This is a genomic window from Pseudoalteromonas sp. SD03 (assembly GCF_040937955.1).
Classification (GTDB): Bacteria; Pseudomonadota; Gammaproteobacteria; order Enterobacterales; family Alteromonadaceae; genus Pseudoalteromonas; species Pseudoalteromonas tetraodonis.
Genome location: NZ_CP162514.1, coordinates 2,170,064 through 2,188,911, shown reverse-complemented (window position 1 = coordinate 2,188,911; position 18,848 = coordinate 2,170,064). Strand labels below are relative to the sequence as shown.

Genomic DNA, 18,848 nt, shown 5'->3' with positions numbered 1-18,848 from the left:
CCCTTATCTTACACTTGCAAAAGAGGCTATCGACAGACGGCCTTTTTTAGCATCGGCTAAGCAGCTTTGCTCAGAGTAAATATTTGCACTGTGTAATAAGTTACCTTGGTAAATAACAAGGCGATTAAATTTAGCATCTATTTTAAATACCTGCTCAAATAAGCTAGTGGTACCCGCTAAATAGCCTTGATGTTCATCAGGGTTATTTTTAACATCGTTAACTATATCTGCCAATAGTGGTTTGTGTTGCTCTTTAAATTCAATAATGTTTTGCGGTATGTATTTATAAATACTGGTGCCACCGAGTTCCTCACCAGATAAATAATGCACAAACGCATAGTCTCTTTCATCACATGAATCGATATGGGGCACTTTTTGATCGACAATTAAATTAGCCGGTTTACATGAAACTAATGAAAGCAAACTTTTATGAAGAATAGACTCGTGGTAGTTTTTGTTTTCTATTTTAGGCAGTATTTCATTTTGAAAAAATGCGTGCAGCAACCTCAAGTACGGTTGTGGCATATTATCGCGGATCCCCGGATAAAAGGAATTATCTGAGAACATAGGATTAAAGTAAGCTATGTTATGGGCAAAATTCATTACACTACTTGTATCTAAAAGAAAATCATCAACAACGTAAGCGTATACCTGTGTGCCAGGGATCATCAACTTTTCAATTTTTAACTGTGGATTTATGGTTAAATTTTTCATTTTTAAGGTCTAATTTTTGATGAGAATATTTAAGTGTAAACATCTTACCTCGCTGTAAAATTAATATATCACCTCTGACAACGCTGTCAAAGCTATCAGCGAGTGTATTTAATGGCTAATAGACCAGTGAACGTTGGCAAAAGTAACGTTTTTTATATATTTGTCTAAATAATCAACGATAATTTTTTGTTAATTAATATCCTACAAACTGCCACAAAATTTTCACTTCCTTTTTGTTGCCAAAACCTTTAGCCTTAGGGCACTAACAGTAAAAAATCAAATTTATAAAATAACGGAGCAGTAACATGGCGGAGCAACAAGTACAGCCTTTACACAACGAAAAACATGCCAACACTAAAATTAAAAATGGCATCAATATCGAATTTATGAAAACTCAACACTTAGTGCCAGTTGTAGCACACGAGTTTGCGCGTATCGCCAATGAGTTTCCAATGTCTTTTGTTAAAAATAACGAAACAGGTACTTTTCAAGCGGTTGCTATGTTTGGCCTAGAGCCTGGCGAAAACTTATTTGTTGATGGCGACAAATGGACAGCAGCATTTGCACCTATGGCAACAACGCGTTACCCATTAGGTTTAGTAAAGCACCCTGAGCAAGATCAATTTGGTATTGTAATTGACGAAGCGAGCTCATTAGTTGGTGAAGAAGAGGGTAATGCATTATTCGAAAACGGTGAAGAAACTGATTACCTTAAGCGTCGTAAAGAAGCGCTAGTATCGTTCATTGAGTTTTCACAAGTCACTGATGCGTTCACTAAATTCCTTGCTGATAAAGAATTACTAGTAGCACAAACGCTAACGGTTGATATTAAAGGCGAGAAAAAAGACATCAACGGTATTTACCTTATCGATGAGAAAAAACTAAATGAGCTAAGCGATGCAGACTTTCTAGAGCTTCGTAAACGCGGTTATTTAGCACCTATCTATTCTTTCTTAACGTCTACTCACCAAGTAGCACGTTTAGCACGTTTAAAAGCGCAACAAGCGTAATTTTTAAACAGAATTTAAAAAGCGCCTCAGGGCGCTTTTTTTATGCCATTAAACTCAGTTCACTTGAAAAACCCCACGTAACCATTCACATTAGTTTTAATCTTAACTAACAAAAGAACGCACAATGAAAAAATCACTATTACTAGGACTGCTTTGCGGTAGTTTAATGAGTGTGAGCTCATCTGCATTGAGTGCGAGCACGCCGTTTGCCATTGCGATTCATGGCGGGGCAGGCACAATCGAAAAAAGTAAATTTACACCTGCTCAAGAGCAAGCTTACCGCGATAAATTAGCTCAAGCTGTTGAGACTGGGTATAAGGTACTTGAACAAGGCGGAGAAAGCCTTGATGCAGTCACAGCAGCCATTGAAGTGTTAGAGCAATCGCCTTATTTTAACGCCGGACGCGGCGCGGTATACACCTATGATGGTAGCCATGAGTTAGATGCCTCTATTATGGATGGTCGTAACCGCCAAGCTGGAGCGGTTTCGGGCATTAAGCACATAGAAAGTCCAATTAAACTTGCCCGTTTAGTGATGGAAAAATCAGTGCATGTGATGTTAAGTGGCCAAGGTGCAGAAGAGTTTGCTAAAGAGCAAGGCGTTAGCTTAGTAGAGAATAATATATTTGATACAAAGCATCGCTATGAAGCTTTATTAAAAGCAAAGGAAAAACTAGAGGCGAGCAAAAGCACCAATAAAGATTATCAAGCAGCGCACAAGGCGTTACCCGCTAATTATAAAATGGGGACTGTGGGTGCGGTTGCACTGGATAAACAAGGTAATTTAGCCGCGGGTACGTCAACTGGCGGAATGACCGCAAAACGTTTTGGCCGTATTGGTGATGCACCAGTTATTGGCGCGGGGACCTTTGCAGAAAACGCCTCGTGTGCGGTATCGGCAACTGGCCATGGCGAATATTTTATTCGTTATAATGTGGCAAGCGATATTTGCGCACGAGTAAAATATCAAGGTAAAACTATTGCTCAAGCTGGGAATGAAGTAATAAATGGGGTGCTTAAACCGATTGGCGGCACAGGCGGTGTTATTATTGTTGATACAAAAGGCAATATTAGCCTGCCGTTTAACACCACAGGCATGTACCGTGCGAGTAAATTGAATACGCAAGCGACTTATGTAGGTATTTTTAGCGACGAATAAGCGTTTTTCTTTAGTGGCTGGAGGTTTATATAATAATCCGCTGATTGTTATGTCCTTTACAGGATTAACCCCAGCCATTTAATTTGCTACAATCGGGGCTCTTTGACTAATTTTTATAAGGTATGCAGGTGGTAAACCTAGGTCAGTTGTTTGGCGAGCTAAAAACGTGCTTAAAAAAAGATCAATTCAGTTTTAAAAAGCGCCTTCATGGCGTAAAAAAAATTACCGACGAGGCAAAACTTACCAGTGCGCTTGAAAAAATTACGGCTGATATCAGTCGCAGTCAATCGCTTCGCGAGCAGCGTTTAGCTGGGCTACCTAACGTTACTTATCCTGAGCAATTACCGGTCAGTCAAAAAAAAGACACCATTAAAGAGGCCATTGCTAATAATCAAGTGGTGATCATTGCTGGTGAAACCGGCTCAGGTAAAACCACACAAATTCCTAAAATGTGTTTAGAGTTAGGCCGCGGGGTTGATGGGTATATAGGCCATACTCAACCTAGACGTTTAGCTGCACGTAGCGTTGCCAATCGTATAGCAGAAGAAATGCAATGCGAGCTTGGTCAGCAAGTGGGTTTTAAAATTCGCTTTAGCGATCAGGTTTCTAATAACAGTTATATAAAACTGATGACCGACGGTATTCTATTAGCTGAAATACAACAAGACCGTTTTTTGAATCAATACGACACCATTATTATTGATGAGGCGCATGAGCGCAGTTTAAACATTGATTTTATTTTAGGTTACCTTAAAAATTTACTTCCTAAACGTCCTGACTTAAAAGTTATTATTACCTCTGCGACCATTGATCCAGAACGTTTTTCTAAGCACTTTGATGATGCGCCAATTATTGAAGTATCAGGCCGGACATTCCCTGTGGATGTACGCTATAACCCCATCAGTGACATCCAAAAAGAAGACATGGAAGCCGAAGGCGACCAGTTACAGGGGATTTTTGATGCGGTCGATGAGCTTTGCGCTGAAGGCCCCGGTGATATTCTGATCTTTTTAAACGGTGAACGAGAAATACGCGATACCGCCGATGCACTAAGTAAGCGTAATTTAAAACACACCGATATATTACCTTTGTATTCAAGGCTATCGAACGCTGAGCAAAATCGTATTTTTGCGCCGCATTCGCGCCGCCACATTATTCTCTCAACTAACGTCGCTGAAACATCGCTAACGGTGCCAGGTATTCGTTATGTTATTGACCCGGGTACGGCGCGTATTAGTCGTTACAGTTACCGTACAAAGGTTCAACGTTTACCCATAGAGCCTATTTCGCAAGCTAGTGCTAATCAGCGAATGGGGCGTTGTGGACGTGTTGAAGCGGGTATTTGTATTCGCTTGTATTCAGAGGACGATTTTTTATCACGTCCTGAATTTACCGATCCTGAAATATTGCGTACTAACTTAGCGTCAGTTATTTTACAAATGCTGGCATTAGGGTTGGGTGATATGGCGCAATTTCCTTTTGTGCAAGCCCCAGATAGCCGCAACATTAACGATGGTTTAACACTGCTTGAAGAGTTACAAGCGGTAAAAGAAGCTAAACGTCATCAAAAAACCAGTTTAACGCAATCTGGTCGAGAGCTGAGTCGTTTGCCAGTGGATCCGCGTTTAGCAAAAATGGTGCTGACTGCGCATAAGCTGGGTGCATTGCGTGAGGTGATTATTATTGTTGCTGCGCTCTCAATTCAAGACCCACGAGAACGACCACAAGAAAAACGCCAGGCAGCGAATGAAAAACACGGTCGCTTTGACGATCCAGACTCTGACTTTATCGCCTTTTTAAACTTGTGGAATTACCTCGAAGAGCAGCAAAGTGAGCTGACCAATAGCCAGTTTAGAAAGCTATGTCAAAAAGATTTTTTAGCGTATATGCGCATTCGTGAATGGCAAGACATCGTTTATCAAATCAGCACTGTGTGCAATGAAATGAAAATGAAAGCCACCACGAATGTTGCAGACAGCGAGCTTATTCACAAAGCACTGTTAAGTGGCATGCTCAGTCATATCGGTTTTAAAGACGAAAAGCAGCTGTATAAAGGCGCACGTAATAGCCAATTTCATATTTTTCCAGGATCTGGCTTGTTTAAAAAGAGCCCCAAGTGGATGATGTCGGCTGAATTGGTAGAAACCAGTAAACTCTATGCCCGTATTAATGCCAAAATAGATGTGAACTGGGTAGAACCGTTTGCTCAACATTTGGTAAAACGAAGCTATACAGAGCCACACTGGGAGAAAAAGCCCGGTGCAGTCATTGCCTTTGAGCAACAAACACTTTACGGCCTGCTTATCGTTAATAAACGCCGGTGTGTGTATAGCAAGATTGATCCTAAAGTAAGCCGCGAATTATTTATCCGCTCGGCGCTGGTTGAACAAGAGCTTGGATTAAATGAAGCATTTTTAGCGTATAACCGCGAATTAATTGAAGATATTCAAGTGCTCGAGAACAAGTCTCGTAGACGCGATATTTTAGTTGATGAGCAAACCTTGTTTGAGTTTTACGAGAAGAAAATACCCAGCGATATTAACAATCGTGCTGCGTTTATCAAATGGTATAAAACACAAAAACAACAAGACAAACACTACCTGCACATGACGCGCGAAGAGCTCATGCAACATGGCGCCAGCAGCATTACCGAATTTGACTACCCAGATACATGGCAGCAAGATAATTTGATGCTGCCGCTTACCTATCACTTTGATCCAGGCCAAGCGGTTGATGGCGTTGCCGTACAAATACCCGTTGCACTGTTAAACCAAGTGCAAGAAAGTGGCTTTGATTGGCATATACCGGCATTTCGTCATGAGCTAATTTGTGGGTTAATTAAGTCATTACCTAAGTCATTGCGTCGTAACTTTGTTCCTGCGCCTAATTATGCCGATGCGGTGTTAGCGGCTATAGAGCCATTACAAGGCTCGTTAATCGACTCGCTAAGCAATCGATTACTACGTATGACCGGCGTCCGTGTAGACCCTGAGGCGTGGGATTTAACTGCGCTTGCTCCGCATTTAAGGCTGCAATTTGAAGTGCGCGATGAACACGACAAGCTACTGGCACGTGGACTCGATTTAGCTAAACTTAAAGCGCAGCTACAAGGCAAGGTCACCGACACCTTATCTAAAGTCGCCGACAAAGGCATAGAAAAAACCGATTTAACACAGTGGGATTTTGGAGAGTTACCAACATCCTATGTGAAAAAGCAAGGTCAGTACGAAATTAAAGCGTACCCTGCGCTGGTGGATAAAAAATCAACGGCGGCAGTGGAGTTATTCGATAACGAAATTAAAGCGCAATTAGCGCACCAGCAGGGGTTGCGTCGTTTAGTGTTATTAAACGTACCATCACCCATTAAATACCTGCAGCAAAATTTACCAAACAAGGCTAAGCTAGGGTTGTACTTTAATCCTTTTGGTAAAATTGCAGATTTAATTGATGACTGTATCGCATCGGGTGTTGATAGCCTATTAGTTAAATATGGTGATATTCGTACAAGTGATGCATTTGAAGCGGTTAAAGAGCATATTCGCGGCGAATTAGGCGACACCGTAGTAGCAATTGCAACCCAAGTAGAGCAAGTACTGAGTATTGCTCATGCGCTGCATAAAAAAATGAAAGGGCGAGTAGATTTAACCATGATCACTGCCCATGGCGATATTAAATCTCAGTTAGAATCGCTTATTTTTAAAGGTTTTGTGAGCCAGCATGGGGCGGATAAGCTCGGCGATTTAATTCGTTACTTAAAAGCGATTCAAAAACGACTAGAAAAGCTACCCGTTGACCCAAATCGTGATAGATTATGTGTGCTAGAGCTTGAAAAAGTGGCGCAAGAATATAAAAAACTGACGAATAAAACCCCTAAAGGAATGCCATTGCCTGATGATGTTGAGGCTATTTTTTGGATGCAGCAAGAATTACGCGTATCCTTATTTGCGCAAACCTTAGGTACACCTTATCCAATTTCAGCGAAACGTGTGTTGAATGCGATAAAAGAAATTGAATAATCCCTTTATTCGCTATTAAGCTAGGGTCTGTTGACCTTTGCGGATTAAAATTTGTTCAAACTAAGGGCGGTTTAATCGCGGCGCGAGGTTTGTAACCTAGTGGGCTAAGTAAAAACCACACCACATAGGCTCTGCCTTGCCTAAATACCAAACAGGCTACTGCAAATTCAACCTTGAACGGTCAACAGACCCTAAGGGACTAACTTGAGAAGGAAATGACATTGCTATGTCCTCATTACTAAAACACCAAGCGCGACAATTGTTAGTGGTTGATGATGAGTATTTCAATTTTGAAATACTCAAAGCAGGGTTAGCATCAACATTTGATTTAAGCTATGCTGATTCTGGTAAAAGTTGTTTAGCATCTGCCATTGCTAATCCGCCTGATATTATTTTGCTTGATGTATGTATGCCGGGGCTTGATGGTTATGATACCTGTCGCATACTTAAACATACGCCAGAGACAAAACACATTCCGGTGGTGATGATATCAGGACTTGAGTCAGAGCTTGAGCAACAAGCAGGCTTTGACTCAGGGTGTGATGCTTACGTTGTAAAACCTTTTTCTATCGCCGTACTACGAGAAAAAATTAATAATATTGTGTAGAGGGAATTATGTTTACTGAAGATAAGCGAAACTACAGACGTATGCAGGTTAACACACCCGCTAAGTTAACCTCGATTGAGCCCGTCGCAGGACTAAGTTACACAGGCACCTGCCTTGACTTAAGTGCAACAGGGCTCTCCTTGCAGCTCGATGATTTATTAGAGCTTAACTCAATTTTATCGGTTGATATTGCATCAACCCATCCAAGCATTGCACCGTTAAAAGCCACTGCAAAGGTGATACGTGCCAGCACAGAAGAGGATGGCACGATAACCGCGGGGCTAGAAATTATTGAGTTTAACTAAAATTAGTGTTTAGTAAACCTTACAAATAAGGCCTTTAAGATAAAAGCCTTCAGGGTAGCTGCCCGCAATAGGGTGGTCAGCTGCTTGATTTAAGCGCTCCATGATCAGCAAATCTTTACCTGCATCAAGTGCTGCATCTGCAACCACTTTTTGAAACAAATTTTGTTCCATTAAACCAGAGCATGAGAAAGTAAGCAGTGTGCCGCCTGGTTTTAATATTTGCATCGCAATCATATTAATATCTTTGTAACCCCGACATGCCCCAGTTAACTGCGCTTTATTATCAGCAAATTTAGGCGGATCCATCACAATCGTATCAAACATCACGCCGTCTTCACGGTATTGGCGCAATAACTTAAATACATCTTGTTTTACAAAGTCGACTTTATTTAAATCAAGGTTGTTATGTTCAACATTGCGCTTTGCTGTATCAAGAGCTGGTTGTGAAACATCGACATTGGTTACATGCTTACAGCCACCACGCAGGGCATAAAGAGAAAACGTCCCCGTATAACTAAAGCAATTTAATACGGTTTTATCTTTTGAAAAACGCTCCAGCGCAGCACGGCTATCACGTTGATCTAAATAAAAGCCGGTTTTATGGCCTTCAAGAATATCAACTTCAATTTTTAAACCATTTTCTTCAATGATAACTGGCGCTGTGGGTTCATTACCCCAAAGCACTCCTTTAATTGGCTCCAAGCCTTCTTTAGTACGCACATCTACATCTGAGCGCTCATAAATATTTGAGCCTGGGAAAATAGCCATTAATGCGCCAACAATTTCACCTTTGTGGCGCTCAGCACCGGCACTGAGTAACTGACAAACCAAGGTGTTATCAAATTTATCTATGGTAACACCCGGTAAATAATCTGATTCAGCGGCGCAAAGCCTAAAACCGGTCAGTCCACCTTCTTCAATCGCATGGCTGCGAGCTTCTAAAGCACGACGTAGGCGACGCTCGAAAAAATGTTGATCAATGACTTCTTTTTCATCAAAGCTCCAAACACGCGCGCGAATTTGTGAATGCGGGCTGTAAGCCGCGGTGGCTAAAAACTTACCTTCACTGTCGTGTATGGTTACCGTGTCACCTAATCCAGGTTTACCTTTAATTTTTTTGATGGCTTTAGAAAATAACCAAGGATGTTTTCTTTTTAATGATTTATCGCGACCAGCTTGCAGGTAAACGGCAGATGACATAGGGCTTCTCTGTAGTAATAAATAAGCGCTGTATTTTAGTCAAGCCACGCGCAACATACAATGAATGTTTTGCAAGGGCCTTATAAATCGCGTTAAAGTAGGGGATATAACCTCGTTTAAATAGATTTTTGGAAGCTCGGTGAACAATTTAGCCCTTAGCCCTTCATTAAAGCAACTTGATCAGCAATGCAGAGAATTTATAACAGCGCTTATCCATGCTGATGTAGCCCATGATATCACTCATATTGAACGCGTTGTCCGTGTCGCAGTTAAATTATGCACTGCTGAAAAAGCCAATATGAATGTTGTTTTACCTGCTGCGTGGTTACATGATTGTGTGGCCGTAGCAAAAAACCATCCCGATAGGGCAAAAGCTTCAACGATGGCTGCCGATAAAGCGATTAGTTTTTTAGCGTCTATTGGCTATGATGAAGCGCTATTTGGTGATATTCACCACGCCATAGCCGCGCATAGTTTTAGCGCCAATATTGCTATTAAAACCGTTGAAGCACAGATTGTACAAGATGCTGACAGAATGGATGCCTTAGGGGCTATTGGTGTTAGTCGTTGTATGAAAGTGGGGGGCTCAATAAGCCGACTTTTGTACAATCCTAATGATCCATTTTGTTTAGAGCGTGAACCTGATGATAAACAGTACACCTTAGATCATTTTTTTATAAAGTTGCTGCATATTGCAAAAAGTATGAATACACCTTCAGCTAAAGCTGAAGCACTTAGAAGAACAGATTATATGTATGACTTTTTAGAGCAGTTAAAATCTGAAATTGGAGGGTAAGACAGTGAGGCCAAAATTGAGCGGTATTGATCATTGTCATTTAAATGTTCAAAGCCTCACCCAAGCCGTTGATTGGTATGAAAAGGTGCTTGGTTTTACCGTAGTAGAGGAATTAGCATTTTGGAATGAAGAAGGCAAAGGCCCTTTAACGCTTGAAGATGAAAACGCATCCACACGTTTAGCTTTATTTGAGGCACCAGGGACAAGCAAAGGAATTGCTTTTGCTGCAGCCGGTGAGCAATTTATTGCGTGGTTAGCACATTTTGAGCAGCTTGAAATTAAAACGATACTGGCTGATCATGGCGTGACTTTTTCTATGTATTTTAAAGATAACAGTGGCAATAGCCATGAGATCACTTCCCATGACTACCGCATTATAAAACAGCATTTTCCAGCTGTAGCGTTAGGCTCTCACAATGCCAAAAGAGGCTAGGTCCTGTTGAACTTTGTGCAGTAATATTTGTTCAAAAAAGAGACGATTTAATCGCGTTCTTGATGAGCCTTTTTTATCGCTAAAATAGCGTCTATTTTGCTAATAAAAAGATCAACCAGCTGAGGGTCAAAGTGTTTTCCTGCTTGTTGTTGCATATGCTCTAGTGTTTGCTCAATGCTCCACGGCTCTTTATAAGGACGTTTTGATGTAAGTGCATCAAATACATCAGCAATCGCTACAATCCGCCCCTCAATAGAGATTTCCTCGCCTTTTAACCCATTAGGATAACCTGTGCCATCCCATTTTTCATGATGTTCAATAGCCAACACATGGGCAAGTTGCAGTAGGGGGAAGGTGAGTTAGCCAATATTTTAGCCCCTATAGCGGCATGCTCTTTCATGTGTGCAAATTCGTCGGGGGTTAATTTGCCAGGTTTTAACAGTATCGAATCAGGAATACCTATTTTTCCGACATCGTGCATTGGCGCAGCTTGACGTAATAATTCTGCGTGTTGTTCATTCATTCCCAGTGCTAAAGCAAGTACTTTGCTGTATTGGCTCATTCGTGCAATATGCTCACCCGTATCGGTATCTTTATACTCTGCCGCGCGACCCAATCGCTCAACTAAATCTACATGTGCTTGTTTTAGTTGCTCGGCTTGTACTAAAGAAAGATGAGTTTTTACCCTTGCCTTTACAATCGCAGGGCTAATAGGTTTGGTTATATAGTCAACCGCACCTAGCGAAAACCCTTCCGATTCATCTTGTTCTTGCGTGAGGGCGGTGACAAAAATGACCGGAATGTGTGCGGTTTTAGGATTAGCTTTTAAAATTTTGCACACTTCAAAGCCATTCATATCTGGCATCATTACATCAAGTAAAATGAGTTTTGGCGGATCGTTTTCTATTAATTGCAGTGCCACAGCCCCCGATTTAGCAAACGATAAACGGTAGTTACTCGCTAAGACCTCGCGCATTACTTTTAAATTTGCAGGTTCATCATCGACGATTAATATTCGCGCCTGACTTATCGATTGATCCATCGTCATCCTCAGAAGAGCTAGTTATTGAGTGTTGTTAATAATGCGTTGAGCTGTGTTTGTGCATTATCAAATTCAAAGTCATTAAACTGCTCATAAATATTCAAAATAGCAGCTTTGTGTTGTTCGGGTGTTATTCTTTCAATATAACTTAATAACGTATCATCCAACTCTGCTCGTTTAGCTTGGCTGAGTAAAAGCGTTAATTGGTGAATAAATTCAGCATCTGACACGGTTTCTTTTTGTAATTCATTCTCTTTAAAAGCAATGTGTAAGTGTGATAATTCATCTGCTAGCTGCTGCCATTCTTGCTGACATTTTAATATGCACTGAGTATAACTGGCTATATCACGTTGTTTTTCAGCTTGCGCAATTAAGTAAGATAAATTATTGAGCGCTAAATTACCGGCAAGACCTTTTAAATTATGCAAAATATGAGCATTATGCTTATCGTTTAGCTTAGTGGTCGCCAAAGTTAGCATACTATTTTGATGCTGAGCTAAAAAGAGTACAACCTCTTTGAGATGTTTCTCTTTGCTGCCCCACATTTTTTCGCCTTTATTAAAATCTATACGAAGTTTTGAATCTATTGGATCGTTAGTTACTAACTGGCTGATAGTAAGCCCAAGCACCCGTGCTATTTCTTGGTTGAGTTGGTTTATGTCAACGGGTTTCGTTGTAAAACCATTCATACCCGCTTGTTTGGCTGTTAGCTTATCTTGCTGTAGCACACTGGCCGTTAAGGCAATTATTGGCGTGTGCTTTAGTTTTTTTTGCTGCTCTAAAGAGCGAATTGATGCTGTGGCACTGATCCCATCACATTTAGGCATATGAATATCCATTAGGATAATATCAAAGCGATGCTGATTAAACATGTCAATGGCCTCAAAACCATTATTTGCTTTACTTACCTGATGGCCTGCTTGGGAAAGCATAATAGTGAGTAGTTCGATATTTTGTTCAATATCATCCACCACTAAGATTTTTAATGGGGGTAAGCTAAATGCGTTTTTACTAATGGCTTGCACCTGACTTTTTTCGCCTGGCTCAAGCCCAACAGTAAAGGAAAAACAGCTACCTTGACCAAGGGTACTTTGTGCATATATTTTGCCGCCCATTAATTCAACCAGCTGCTTACTAATTGTTGTGCCAAGCCCTGTGCCACCAAATCGGCGTGTTGTGGTGCCATCTGCTTGCTCAAAGGGTTTAAAAATAGCCTCAAGGCGACCTTTTTCGATACCTATACCACTATCTTGTACTTCAAATAAAATGGGTTGATTGGGTTTATGAGTAACCGAAACAGTAACATGGCCTTGCTCAGTAAACTTTATCGCATTGCCGATTAAATTGGTTAGCACTTGGCGTAAACGCGTATCATCACCAAAATAAAATGGATTTACATTGTCAGCTATTTTTAAAATGAGCTGTAAGTCTTTGCGTTTTGCATCAAGCCAAAATGTCGACACAATATTATCGAGCAATTCTTGCAAGTTAAAATGTACTTTTTGAATTTCGAGTTTACCTTTCTCTAGCTTTGCTGAGTCAAGGATATCGTTGAGTAAATGCAATAAAGAACGCGCAGCGTTATTAACGGTAATAATTTGTTTTTGTTGTTCTTTATTAAGCGGACTATCCATTAAAATATCACTAAAGCCAATAATTGCATTCATGGGGGTACGTATCTCATGGCTCATATTTGCCATAAAAGACTGTTTAGCTTGCGCGGCTGCTTCAGCTTCGTATTTAGCTTGCTTTAAGCTTTGCTCATATTCATGGCGCTTGGTTATATCAACTAAAACGCCATCAACCCAGCGAGTATCATCTTTAGAGTTAGTGATAATACTTGCTTGATCGAGTACCCAAATAATATTGCCGTTGCGATGGCGAATGCGGTACTCAATTGAGTATTGACTGGTCGATGCAACTGCTTGATCAATCGCTAAAGAAATCGCCGCTTCATCTTCTTTAACAATAAGCTCGGCAAAGGTAATACGCTGCTCAGTAAATTCTTCAGCGCGATAACCCGTTAGTTCATAGACGCTAGGGCTGATAAACAACATACTCCAGTGTTCATCTAACAAGCAGCGAAATACCACACCGGGCATATTGTTCATTAAGGTACGGTATTGTCGCTCTTTTTCAATTAAGCTTTGTTGTAACGCTCTTTGCTCAGTTAAATCGGTAATAAAGCCTACAAACAATGTTTCAGTTTGTAATTGCTTTACTTCACCAATCCCTAAGCGAATTGGAAATTGATGACCATTTTTATGTTTTGCCCACACATCGCGATTAACACCAATAACACGTTTTACCTCATGGTTTGTTGTATTTTTTAAAAAAGCATCGTGTTGATTAGCAATATCATCAGCCATTAATATTTTTACATTCTGGCCAATAACCTCATTATCTTGCCAGCCAAAAATTGTTTCTGCGGCTTTATTAAAGCTCAAAATAGTGCCTTTGATATTGATAGTAACGATGCCGTCAATGGCAGTTGATAAAATAGCATCAAGGCGAGACTCTTCAGCTGATTTTTTCCCCAATAGCATTCTGTAACGGATCATGCCATTGATGATCACAACCACCGCTGTTAATAAAAGCGTGGCGAACGACACACTAATAGCAATAAAGGTTAGATGTGATTGGTTTGTTTGCTCGTTAATTATCGGGCTTGTTGCAATAAATCGCGTAGCAGCCATGCCCATATAATGCATACCAGCCACGGCAAGGCCAAGAATAAGGGCGCAAATAATACGATTATGCACAGGCGTTAATTTTTTAAAGTGTGCTGGTAAATGAAAACGTGCATAGAGACTTATAAAAGACAGCAGCACTGCAACAACAATTGAAGCGCCAAACCATATTGGATCATAACGAAGTAAAGGACTTAATTGCATCGCTGCCATACCGCTGTAATGCATGGTGCCAACACCCGCGCCAAATAAAAGAGAGCTTAGAATTAAATTGATAATACGAGGGTTAGAGTTATATGTTTTCAAACAAGAAAAAGCAATGGTACATGCCAGTAACGCCGGTATAAACGACACAAAAGTGAGTGTGGGGTCGTATTCAATTGTAGTGCACAAAGAAAATGCCAGCATAGCAATAAAGTGCATGCTCCAGACCCCTCCGGCAAGGACTAAGGCTGCGGTTATATTGGCTAACTTTCGATAAGATTTAAAATGTGTATTATTTGCTAAATCGATAACGTGCAAAGAAAAATAAGCTGCAAAAATTGCGGTGAGTATAGATAGTGTCACTAAACTTGGGTCGTATACACCATTAATAATTAGGCTTGGATCTGGTTCGTTTATAAAAAAATTAGCTAACATCAATCATTCACATAATAACTCTTAAATTCAGTCTAATATAAAATACAATAATAATCACAAGGTATTGAGTTATAAATTACAAAAGCAACGTAAGTGTTTTAAGCTCTAAACCATACTATTTATTGAGTAGCACTAAATGCATTGTTATTAAAATGGCATTTAGTGGGGATTATTTATAGATCAGCCGTTATGGTACAAGGTAAAATAAAACCCAGTGGTTAGTTATAAATAGGCAGCATTCATTGTTGGATTACACTTTAAAGCGAAGTAAGCGAAGAAAAACAGTGGCTATCAAAGTCGCACAACGTGAGCTTACGGTATATGCGCCCCATTTTGTAACGAAAACACAAATTAATGAATGGCTGTTAAGTAAACAGGACTGGATTGATGCTCAGTTACATAAGCAACAAATTCAAGCCGATACACGACAGTTTCCACTCAAAACCCAGAGTATTAAATTATTTAATGAAGCTGTTAATGTGCAATTTGAAAACGCAGCACGCACTCAATGGCAGCAGCACAATGAAAGCCAAACGCTGTTACTGAGTATTTCTTCACGTGTAAAGCATCAAACGCAAATGTATCAAAGTTTGCTAGAGCAGTTTTTGCATGAGAAATTAGAAAGTTATATTGAAATGCGAGTTAACGATTATTGTCAGCTGATGGGTGAAAAGCTACCGAGTAATATTCGTATTCAATTGTATAAACGTCGCTGGGGTAGTTGTAATCGCAGGCGTGAACTAACCTTCAACTTACACTTGGCAAGTGCACCGACATGGGTCATTGACTACGTGATTGTTCATGAATTAGCACATTTAAAATATTTAAATCACAGCGCTCAATTTTGGCAACGTGTGGGATTATTTTATTCAGATTATAAACAAGCAAGTAACTGGTTAAACAATCATGGTATGAGTTTACAGTGGGTATTTGAATAAAAAGAAATAAGGTAGAGAAGAGAAGTGGTGGAGGGAGCTGGATTCGAACCAGCGAAGGCTGAGCCGTCAGATTTACAGTCTGATCCCTTTGGCCGCTCGGGAACCCCTCCACACTAATTGTTATTGCATTTGGCCCCACTTAACTTAGCCTAAGAAAAGTGGTGGAGGGAGCTGGATTCGAACCAGCGAAGGCTGAGCCGTCAGATTTACAGTCTGATCCCTTTGGCCGCTCGGGAACCCCTCCAATGCAACGCGGCAGATAATAGCAAACTTCTTATTTAAGTAAAGAAAAAAGCTAAAGAAAATTCAAATTTAGCCGATAAATACTTATTAATTAGTTAAATAGGCTAAAGTCTATGCAGATTGGTGATTTGTTAATCACGGAGAGCCAGTTAAAAACGAGGCTTAACGAAAGTGTGCACGAAAACCGCCGAGGCGAGTTTGCACTTTTATTAGCAATGCTCTCTCACGATGCACTCGATTTTAGTGAATTCCACCTACCCAAAAGTGACACTAAGCATTATCAAGCTGATGAAAATGCTCTGCGTAAACAATTTGGCGCAGGTCCAAAGCAGCCATTAGCGCCAGATACCTTTAATATGTTAATTGGTAAAAATAACACAGAGCTTTTAGCAAAAATGGGAAGCGCTGTAGGGATGAGTGATATAAAGTTAACTCAGTGCTTAAAGCCTGAGCCATTTAATATTCGTGATGATAAAAACCACATTCCGCTTAACGTAATGGATAACTGTGAATTAGCGGTACGTCGACGAATCCAAAATACCAACACCGAGCTATCAAACCCTCAAATGGATGCGGTGGCATTTTATGATGATTTACAAAATGAAGCTATCCACCAGCCATTACATTTGTTTAGTGCCTAATTATATGTGTTCAATTGCTGCTTTATACATGCCATTTGATTGTAATAAACTGTGTTTATAGTAGAAAGTAACTATTGGTTTTATAAGTGCTTTATTTTAATAACTGATTTAATACAAAAAAAGCATCCAAAATTTAAATGCAATTGCTATAATGGCGCAAATGGTATGACATTAAATGCCATTATCATTAAACCAAGGTAATTAGGAACGTAATGAAGAAAACATTCACGCTGAATCATGAGAAAATCAAATACCCTCGTATGGTTGATGCTGCAAAGCATGAAGTGAAAAAATATTTGAAAAGAGAACGTAATAAAACTTTACCTGTTGATGCCGACTACTGGGCATTTGATTGTAAGTTTGGTAACACGGCTGAAGAAGCCCAAGTGGTTCACGTTGCTGAAATTAACAATCACATCAGTGAAATTGAAAAGCAAGGTTTAACTTCTTTTTACTTAGAGATTTTAGCAAGACCTGCACAGCGTCAAGATTTCGATCAAGATGATGGCGAGTAAAACGCTAATTTGCGTTTAGTGTAGTTTTTGAAAATGGGCCTTGTGGCCCATTTTTTGTAGCTGAAGTTTATACACTATGACATTTTTTGTATTTTTTATTACTGCCACAAGGGCACGTATCATTACGTTTTACTTTAATATCGGCAACCGGTGTAATCTCACCATCAAGGTACCGCCATTGTCCATCTTCTTTAATAAACCTTGAATTTTCTGCCAACTCGCAATATAAATCTTGATAAAAGTAGTGAGCTTTAAATGTAACAAATCCTGTTTCATCATTATAACCAGAGTCTAATACGGCTAAGTTTATAAAACGGCAACTATTTGCAAAATCTTTAATTTCTGAAATTGAATTTTCAGCTTGTTTTTCTTTTGCATAACTTTCACGCACAAAAACCGCGTTTTTAACAGCATAAGCACTGTAGCGTGCACGCATAAGTTGCTCTGGTGTGAGTGGCTGTTTGGTTTTTAAATGAAAAGGCTCGCAGCAATCAGCATAAGGTTGCTGACTGCCACAAAAACATAATAGGGCGTTAGAAGTCATGATAAATGTACTGTGTATTAAAACGCTAGTTTATCAAGCTTATTGCGTAAGTGAAATCTCAGGGTGAGCGCTTTTTTTGCTAAAGCAATACAACTTAGTGCGCGTATGGCTCAAGTTTAATGATAACTGCGACAGTTGTTGGTCATTTATTATATCAGTCCAGGTGATCACCGCGGCAAAATTTCCATTGTGAAGTGCAGAACTTAAAACATACTCTAAATTAACTAAATGCTTTTGACGAATAACCAGTAATTTACTGGTATCAATTGAGCATGAATCAAGTAGCGCTTTGCTCGGTACGTTATCGGGTGCTATTAACAGTGTCCATGCGTTTAGGCTGTTGTATTGGTGTAATACTTTTAATAACTCAAACGTTGCTGAAATTTCATCTTCAATTTGTACAACGTTAACACAATCTGATTGGTCATCTTGTTGATAGCTTTTAACTGTTCTTACGGTAATTGGCTGTAACATAATCTTCTCACTCACTGGGTTTTTATACAGTACATTCATACAGTAGTTTATACAGTTGTTTGGTGCAAGTGTTTTTTGCTATTTTTTTGTACAGTTATTCATCTTAAAACGCGACAGTTACTATAAATATATAAATAATCTATATATAACAATGGTTTAATTTTTATTGAAAGTTAATGCCCACAGAATTAATTTTAAGGCTGGGAGCAAATAAATACAGATGAACAGGGGGTATACAGTAGTTTAAATTAATTAAGCGTGCTTGCTTTGGCTATAAACGCTTAATTAATTTACAGATGAAATGAGTTGCTGGGCAGTGAAATTATTTTTCGCTACTAGGAGGGATCAAATGTGAAAATTGTAACTGATGAATTTGTTCATACAGGCTGGCTGCGTAGCATTGAGCATCTTTAAGTCGTTTGGTACTAATATGTTTTCGTATATCGCTCATTGCTTCTATGGCGGGTTCATAGCCTTGACTACTGGCTAAGCTAAGCCACGCAGCACCATGAAATACACTTTGCGGCACACCTTGTCCTTTTATAAAAAACAGCCCTAAATAAAACTGCGCGCGATAATTTCCTGCCATTGCTGCCAAACGCATCCATTTTGCGGCTAAGGCGCCTTGTTCATTTTTAAGGTAATAAAGGGCTTTATTTAATGTGTCTTGATCGGTGTTTTTAGAGCTCGCAAGGAGATTTGCATCGCTTGGTTGCGTTACAAAAGAAAGAATGTTGTCTAATTGTTGCTCTAAGTCTTGGCCACTTGGTGTCGTTTTGATCATGCTACTTCGTTTGTTATTTTAATCACTTAGCTAGTTTAGTATATAGCAAGGTAAAATGTCCTGTAAAAAGTTATTTTTATGCTAAAATCTCGCCACTT

16 protein-coding genes, 2 tRNA genes and 1 pseudogene are annotated in these 18,848 nt (G+C 39.8%); 10 read left to right on the top strand and 9 right to left on the bottom strand.

Going from position 1 to position 18,848, the window contains the following annotated elements:
• Window positions 1-3: 3 nt before the first annotated feature.
• Complete coding sequence (locus tag ABZP26_RS10125) at window positions 4-714, bottom strand: DUF6445 family protein (protein WP_024601129.1); 711 nt, start codon at window positions 712-714, stop codon at window positions 4-6.
• A gap of 305 nt (window positions 715-1,019) precedes the next feature.
• On the opposite strand from ABZP26_RS10125, the gene ABZP26_RS10120 reads away from it, so the two are divergent.
• The 5 genes from ABZP26_RS10120 (at window position 1,020) to ABZP26_RS10100 (ending at window position 7,811) form a co-directional block, all read left to right on the top strand.
• Window positions 1,020-1,724, top strand: a complete 705-nt coding sequence (locus ABZP26_RS10120; RefSeq protein WP_013465241.1) for a SapC family protein — start codon at window positions 1,020-1,022, stop codon at window positions 1,722-1,724.
• A gap of 124 nt (window positions 1,725-1,848) precedes the next feature.
• Window positions 1,849-2,883, top strand: a complete 1,035-nt coding sequence (locus ABZP26_RS10115) for an isoaspartyl peptidase/L-asparaginase family protein (protein ID WP_368484924.1) — start codon at window positions 1,849-1,851, stop codon at window positions 2,881-2,883.
• Between the two features lie 128 nt (window positions 2,884-3,011).
• The gene (hrpA, locus tag ABZP26_RS10110) at window positions 3,012-6,899 is read left to right on the top strand and encodes an ATP-dependent RNA helicase HrpA (RefSeq protein ID WP_174818632.1); all 3,888 of its coding nucleotides are present in this window, start codon (window positions 3,012-3,014) and stop codon (window positions 6,897-6,899) included.
• A 226-nt stretch (window positions 6,900-7,125) separates the two neighbouring features.
• On the top strand, window positions 7,126-7,506 hold the full coding sequence (locus ABZP26_RS10105) for a two-component system response regulator (protein ID WP_013465238.1): 381 nt from the start codon (window positions 7,126-7,128) through the stop codon (window positions 7,504-7,506).
• 8 nt (window positions 7,507-7,514) lie between these two features.
• On the top strand, window positions 7,515-7,811 hold the full coding sequence (locus ABZP26_RS10100) for a PilZ domain-containing protein (RefSeq protein ID WP_013465237.1): 297 nt from the start codon (window positions 7,515-7,517) through the stop codon (window positions 7,809-7,811).
• Between the two features lie 9 nt (window positions 7,812-7,820).
• Here the strand turns inward: ABZP26_RS10100 and ABZP26_RS10095 are convergent, their stop codons facing one another.
• A complete protein-coding gene (locus tag ABZP26_RS10095) occupies window positions 7,821-9,011 on the bottom strand; it encodes a class I SAM-dependent methyltransferase (protein ID WP_013465236.1) in 1,191 nt (396 codons plus the stop codon).
• Window positions 9,012-9,150: 139 nt separating this feature from the next.
• Between ABZP26_RS10095 and ABZP26_RS10090 the strand changes: the two genes are divergently transcribed.
• Together ABZP26_RS10090 and ABZP26_RS10085 are read left to right on the top strand one after the other, a co-directional pair.
• Window positions 9,151-9,807 carry an HD domain-containing protein gene (locus ABZP26_RS10090; protein ID WP_368484923.1) on the top strand — a complete coding sequence of 219 codons (657 nt, stop codon included), beginning with the start codon at window positions 9,151-9,153 and terminating at the stop codon, window positions 9,805-9,807.
• 4 nt (window positions 9,808-9,811) lie between these two features.
• Window positions 9,812-10,240, top strand: coding sequence for a VOC family protein (locus ABZP26_RS10085; RefSeq protein ID WP_368484922.1), 429 nt, complete (start codon window positions 9,812-9,814; stop codon window positions 10,238-10,240).
• A gap of 47 nt (window positions 10,241-10,287) precedes the next feature.
• Here ABZP26_RS10085 and ABZP26_RS10080 read toward each other — a convergent pair.
• Window positions 10,288-11,282 (bottom strand): annotated as a pseudogene (locus tag ABZP26_RS10080) (two-component system response regulator).
• Between the two features lie 17 nt (window positions 11,283-11,299).
• Complete coding sequence (locus ABZP26_RS10075) at window positions 11,300-14,611, bottom strand: PAS domain S-box protein (protein WP_368484921.1); 3,312 nt, start codon at window positions 14,609-14,611, stop codon at window positions 11,300-11,302.
• Between the two features lie 245 nt (window positions 14,612-14,856).
• Here ABZP26_RS10075 and ABZP26_RS10070 point away from each other — a divergent pair, with 245 nt between their 5' ends.
• A complete protein-coding gene (locus ABZP26_RS10070; protein ID WP_013465231.1) occupies window positions 14,857-15,549 on the top strand; it encodes a M48 family metallopeptidase in 693 nt (230 codons plus the stop codon).
• 25 nt (window positions 15,550-15,574) lie between these two features.
• On the opposite strand, the gene ABZP26_RS10065 is transcribed toward ABZP26_RS10070, so the two are convergent.
• Both ABZP26_RS10065 and ABZP26_RS10060 read right to left on the bottom strand, forming a co-directional pair.
• A tRNA-Tyr gene (locus tag ABZP26_RS10065) sits at window positions 15,575-15,659 on the bottom strand.
• A gap of 49 nt (window positions 15,660-15,708) precedes the next feature.
• A tRNA-Tyr gene (locus ABZP26_RS10060) sits at window positions 15,709-15,793 on the bottom strand.
• Between the two features lie 112 nt (window positions 15,794-15,905).
• On the opposite strand from ABZP26_RS10060, the gene ABZP26_RS10055 reads away from it, so the two are divergent.
• Both ABZP26_RS10055 and ABZP26_RS10050 read left to right on the top strand, forming a co-directional pair.
• Window positions 15,906-16,433: a VC2046/SO_2500 family protein gene (locus ABZP26_RS10055; RefSeq protein ID WP_368484920.1), complete on the top strand. Its 528-nt coding sequence runs from the start codon at window positions 15,906-15,908 to the stop codon at window positions 16,431-16,433.
• A gap of 212 nt (window positions 16,434-16,645) precedes the next feature.
• Entirely contained in the window at window positions 16,646-16,948 is a 303-nt protein-coding gene (locus tag ABZP26_RS10050; RefSeq protein ID WP_368484919.1) for a DUF6172 family protein, read from the top strand.
• Between the two features lie 67 nt (window positions 16,949-17,015).
• Here ABZP26_RS10050 and ABZP26_RS10045 read toward each other — a convergent pair whose 3' ends face one another.
• The 3 genes from ABZP26_RS10045 to ABZP26_RS10035 all read right to left on the bottom strand — a co-directional run bounded on the left by ABZP26_RS10045 (window position 17,016) and on the right by ABZP26_RS10035 (window position 18,750).
• Window positions 17,016-17,492, bottom strand: coding sequence for a YchJ family protein (locus ABZP26_RS10045; RefSeq protein WP_368484918.1), 477 nt, complete (start codon window positions 17,490-17,492; stop codon window positions 17,016-17,018).
• A 39-nt stretch (window positions 17,493-17,531) separates the two neighbouring features.
• Window positions 17,532-17,966 (bottom strand): SulA-like leucine-rich domain-containing protein, encoded by a 435-nt coding sequence (locus ABZP26_RS10040; RefSeq protein ID WP_368484917.1) that lies wholly within the window; start codon window positions 17,964-17,966, stop codon window positions 17,532-17,534.
• 322 nt (window positions 17,967-18,288) lie between these two features.
• Complete coding sequence (locus tag ABZP26_RS10035) at window positions 18,289-18,750, bottom strand: tetratricopeptide repeat protein (RefSeq protein ID WP_368484916.1); 462 nt, start codon at window positions 18,748-18,750, stop codon at window positions 18,289-18,291.
• Window positions 18,751-18,848: the final 98 nt, after the last annotated feature.

Excerpts from the sequence above, each read along its gene's own strand:
- ABZP26_RS10125 (WP_024601129.1), bottom strand. The coding sequence starts at position 714 with ATGAAAAATTTAACCATAAATCCACAGTTAAAAATTGAAAAGTTGATG.
- ABZP26_RS10120 (WP_013465241.1), top strand. The coding sequence starts at position 1,020 with ATGGCGGAGCAACAAGTACAGCCTTTACACAACGAAAAACATGCCAAC.
- ABZP26_RS10115 (WP_368484924.1), top strand. The coding sequence starts at position 1,849 with ATGAAAAAATCACTATTACTAGGACTGCTTTGCGGTAGTTTAATGAGT.
- ABZP26_RS10105 (WP_013465238.1), top strand. The coding sequence starts at position 7,126 with ATGTCCTCATTACTAAAACACCAAGCGCGACAATTGTTAGTGGTTGAT.
- ABZP26_RS10100 (WP_013465237.1), top strand. The coding sequence starts at position 7,515 with ATGTTTACTGAAGATAAGCGAAACTACAGACGTATGCAGGTTAACACA.
- ABZP26_RS10095 (WP_013465236.1), bottom strand. The coding sequence starts at position 9,011 with ATGTCATCTGCCGTTTACCTGCAAGCTGGTCGCGATAAATCATTAAAA.
- ABZP26_RS10075 (WP_368484921.1), bottom strand. The coding sequence starts at position 14,611 with ATGTTAGCTAATTTTTTTATAAACGAACCAGATCCAAGCCTAATTATT.
- ABZP26_RS10055 (WP_368484920.1), top strand. The coding sequence starts at position 15,906 with ATGCAGATTGGTGATTTGTTAATCACGGAGAGCCAGTTAAAAACGAGG.
- ABZP26_RS10050 (WP_368484919.1), top strand. The coding sequence starts at position 16,646 with ATGAAGAAAACATTCACGCTGAATCATGAGAAAATCAAATACCCTCGT.
- ABZP26_RS10045 (WP_368484918.1), bottom strand. The coding sequence starts at position 17,492 with ATGACTTCTAACGCCCTATTATGTTTTTGTGGCAGTCAGCAACCTTAT.
- ABZP26_RS10040 (WP_368484917.1), bottom strand. The coding sequence starts at position 17,966 with ATGTTACAGCCAATTACCGTAAGAACAGTTAAAAGCTATCAACAAGAT.
- ABZP26_RS10035 (WP_368484916.1), bottom strand. The coding sequence starts at position 18,750 with ATGATCAAAACGACACCAAGTGGCCAAGACTTAGAGCAACAATTAGAC.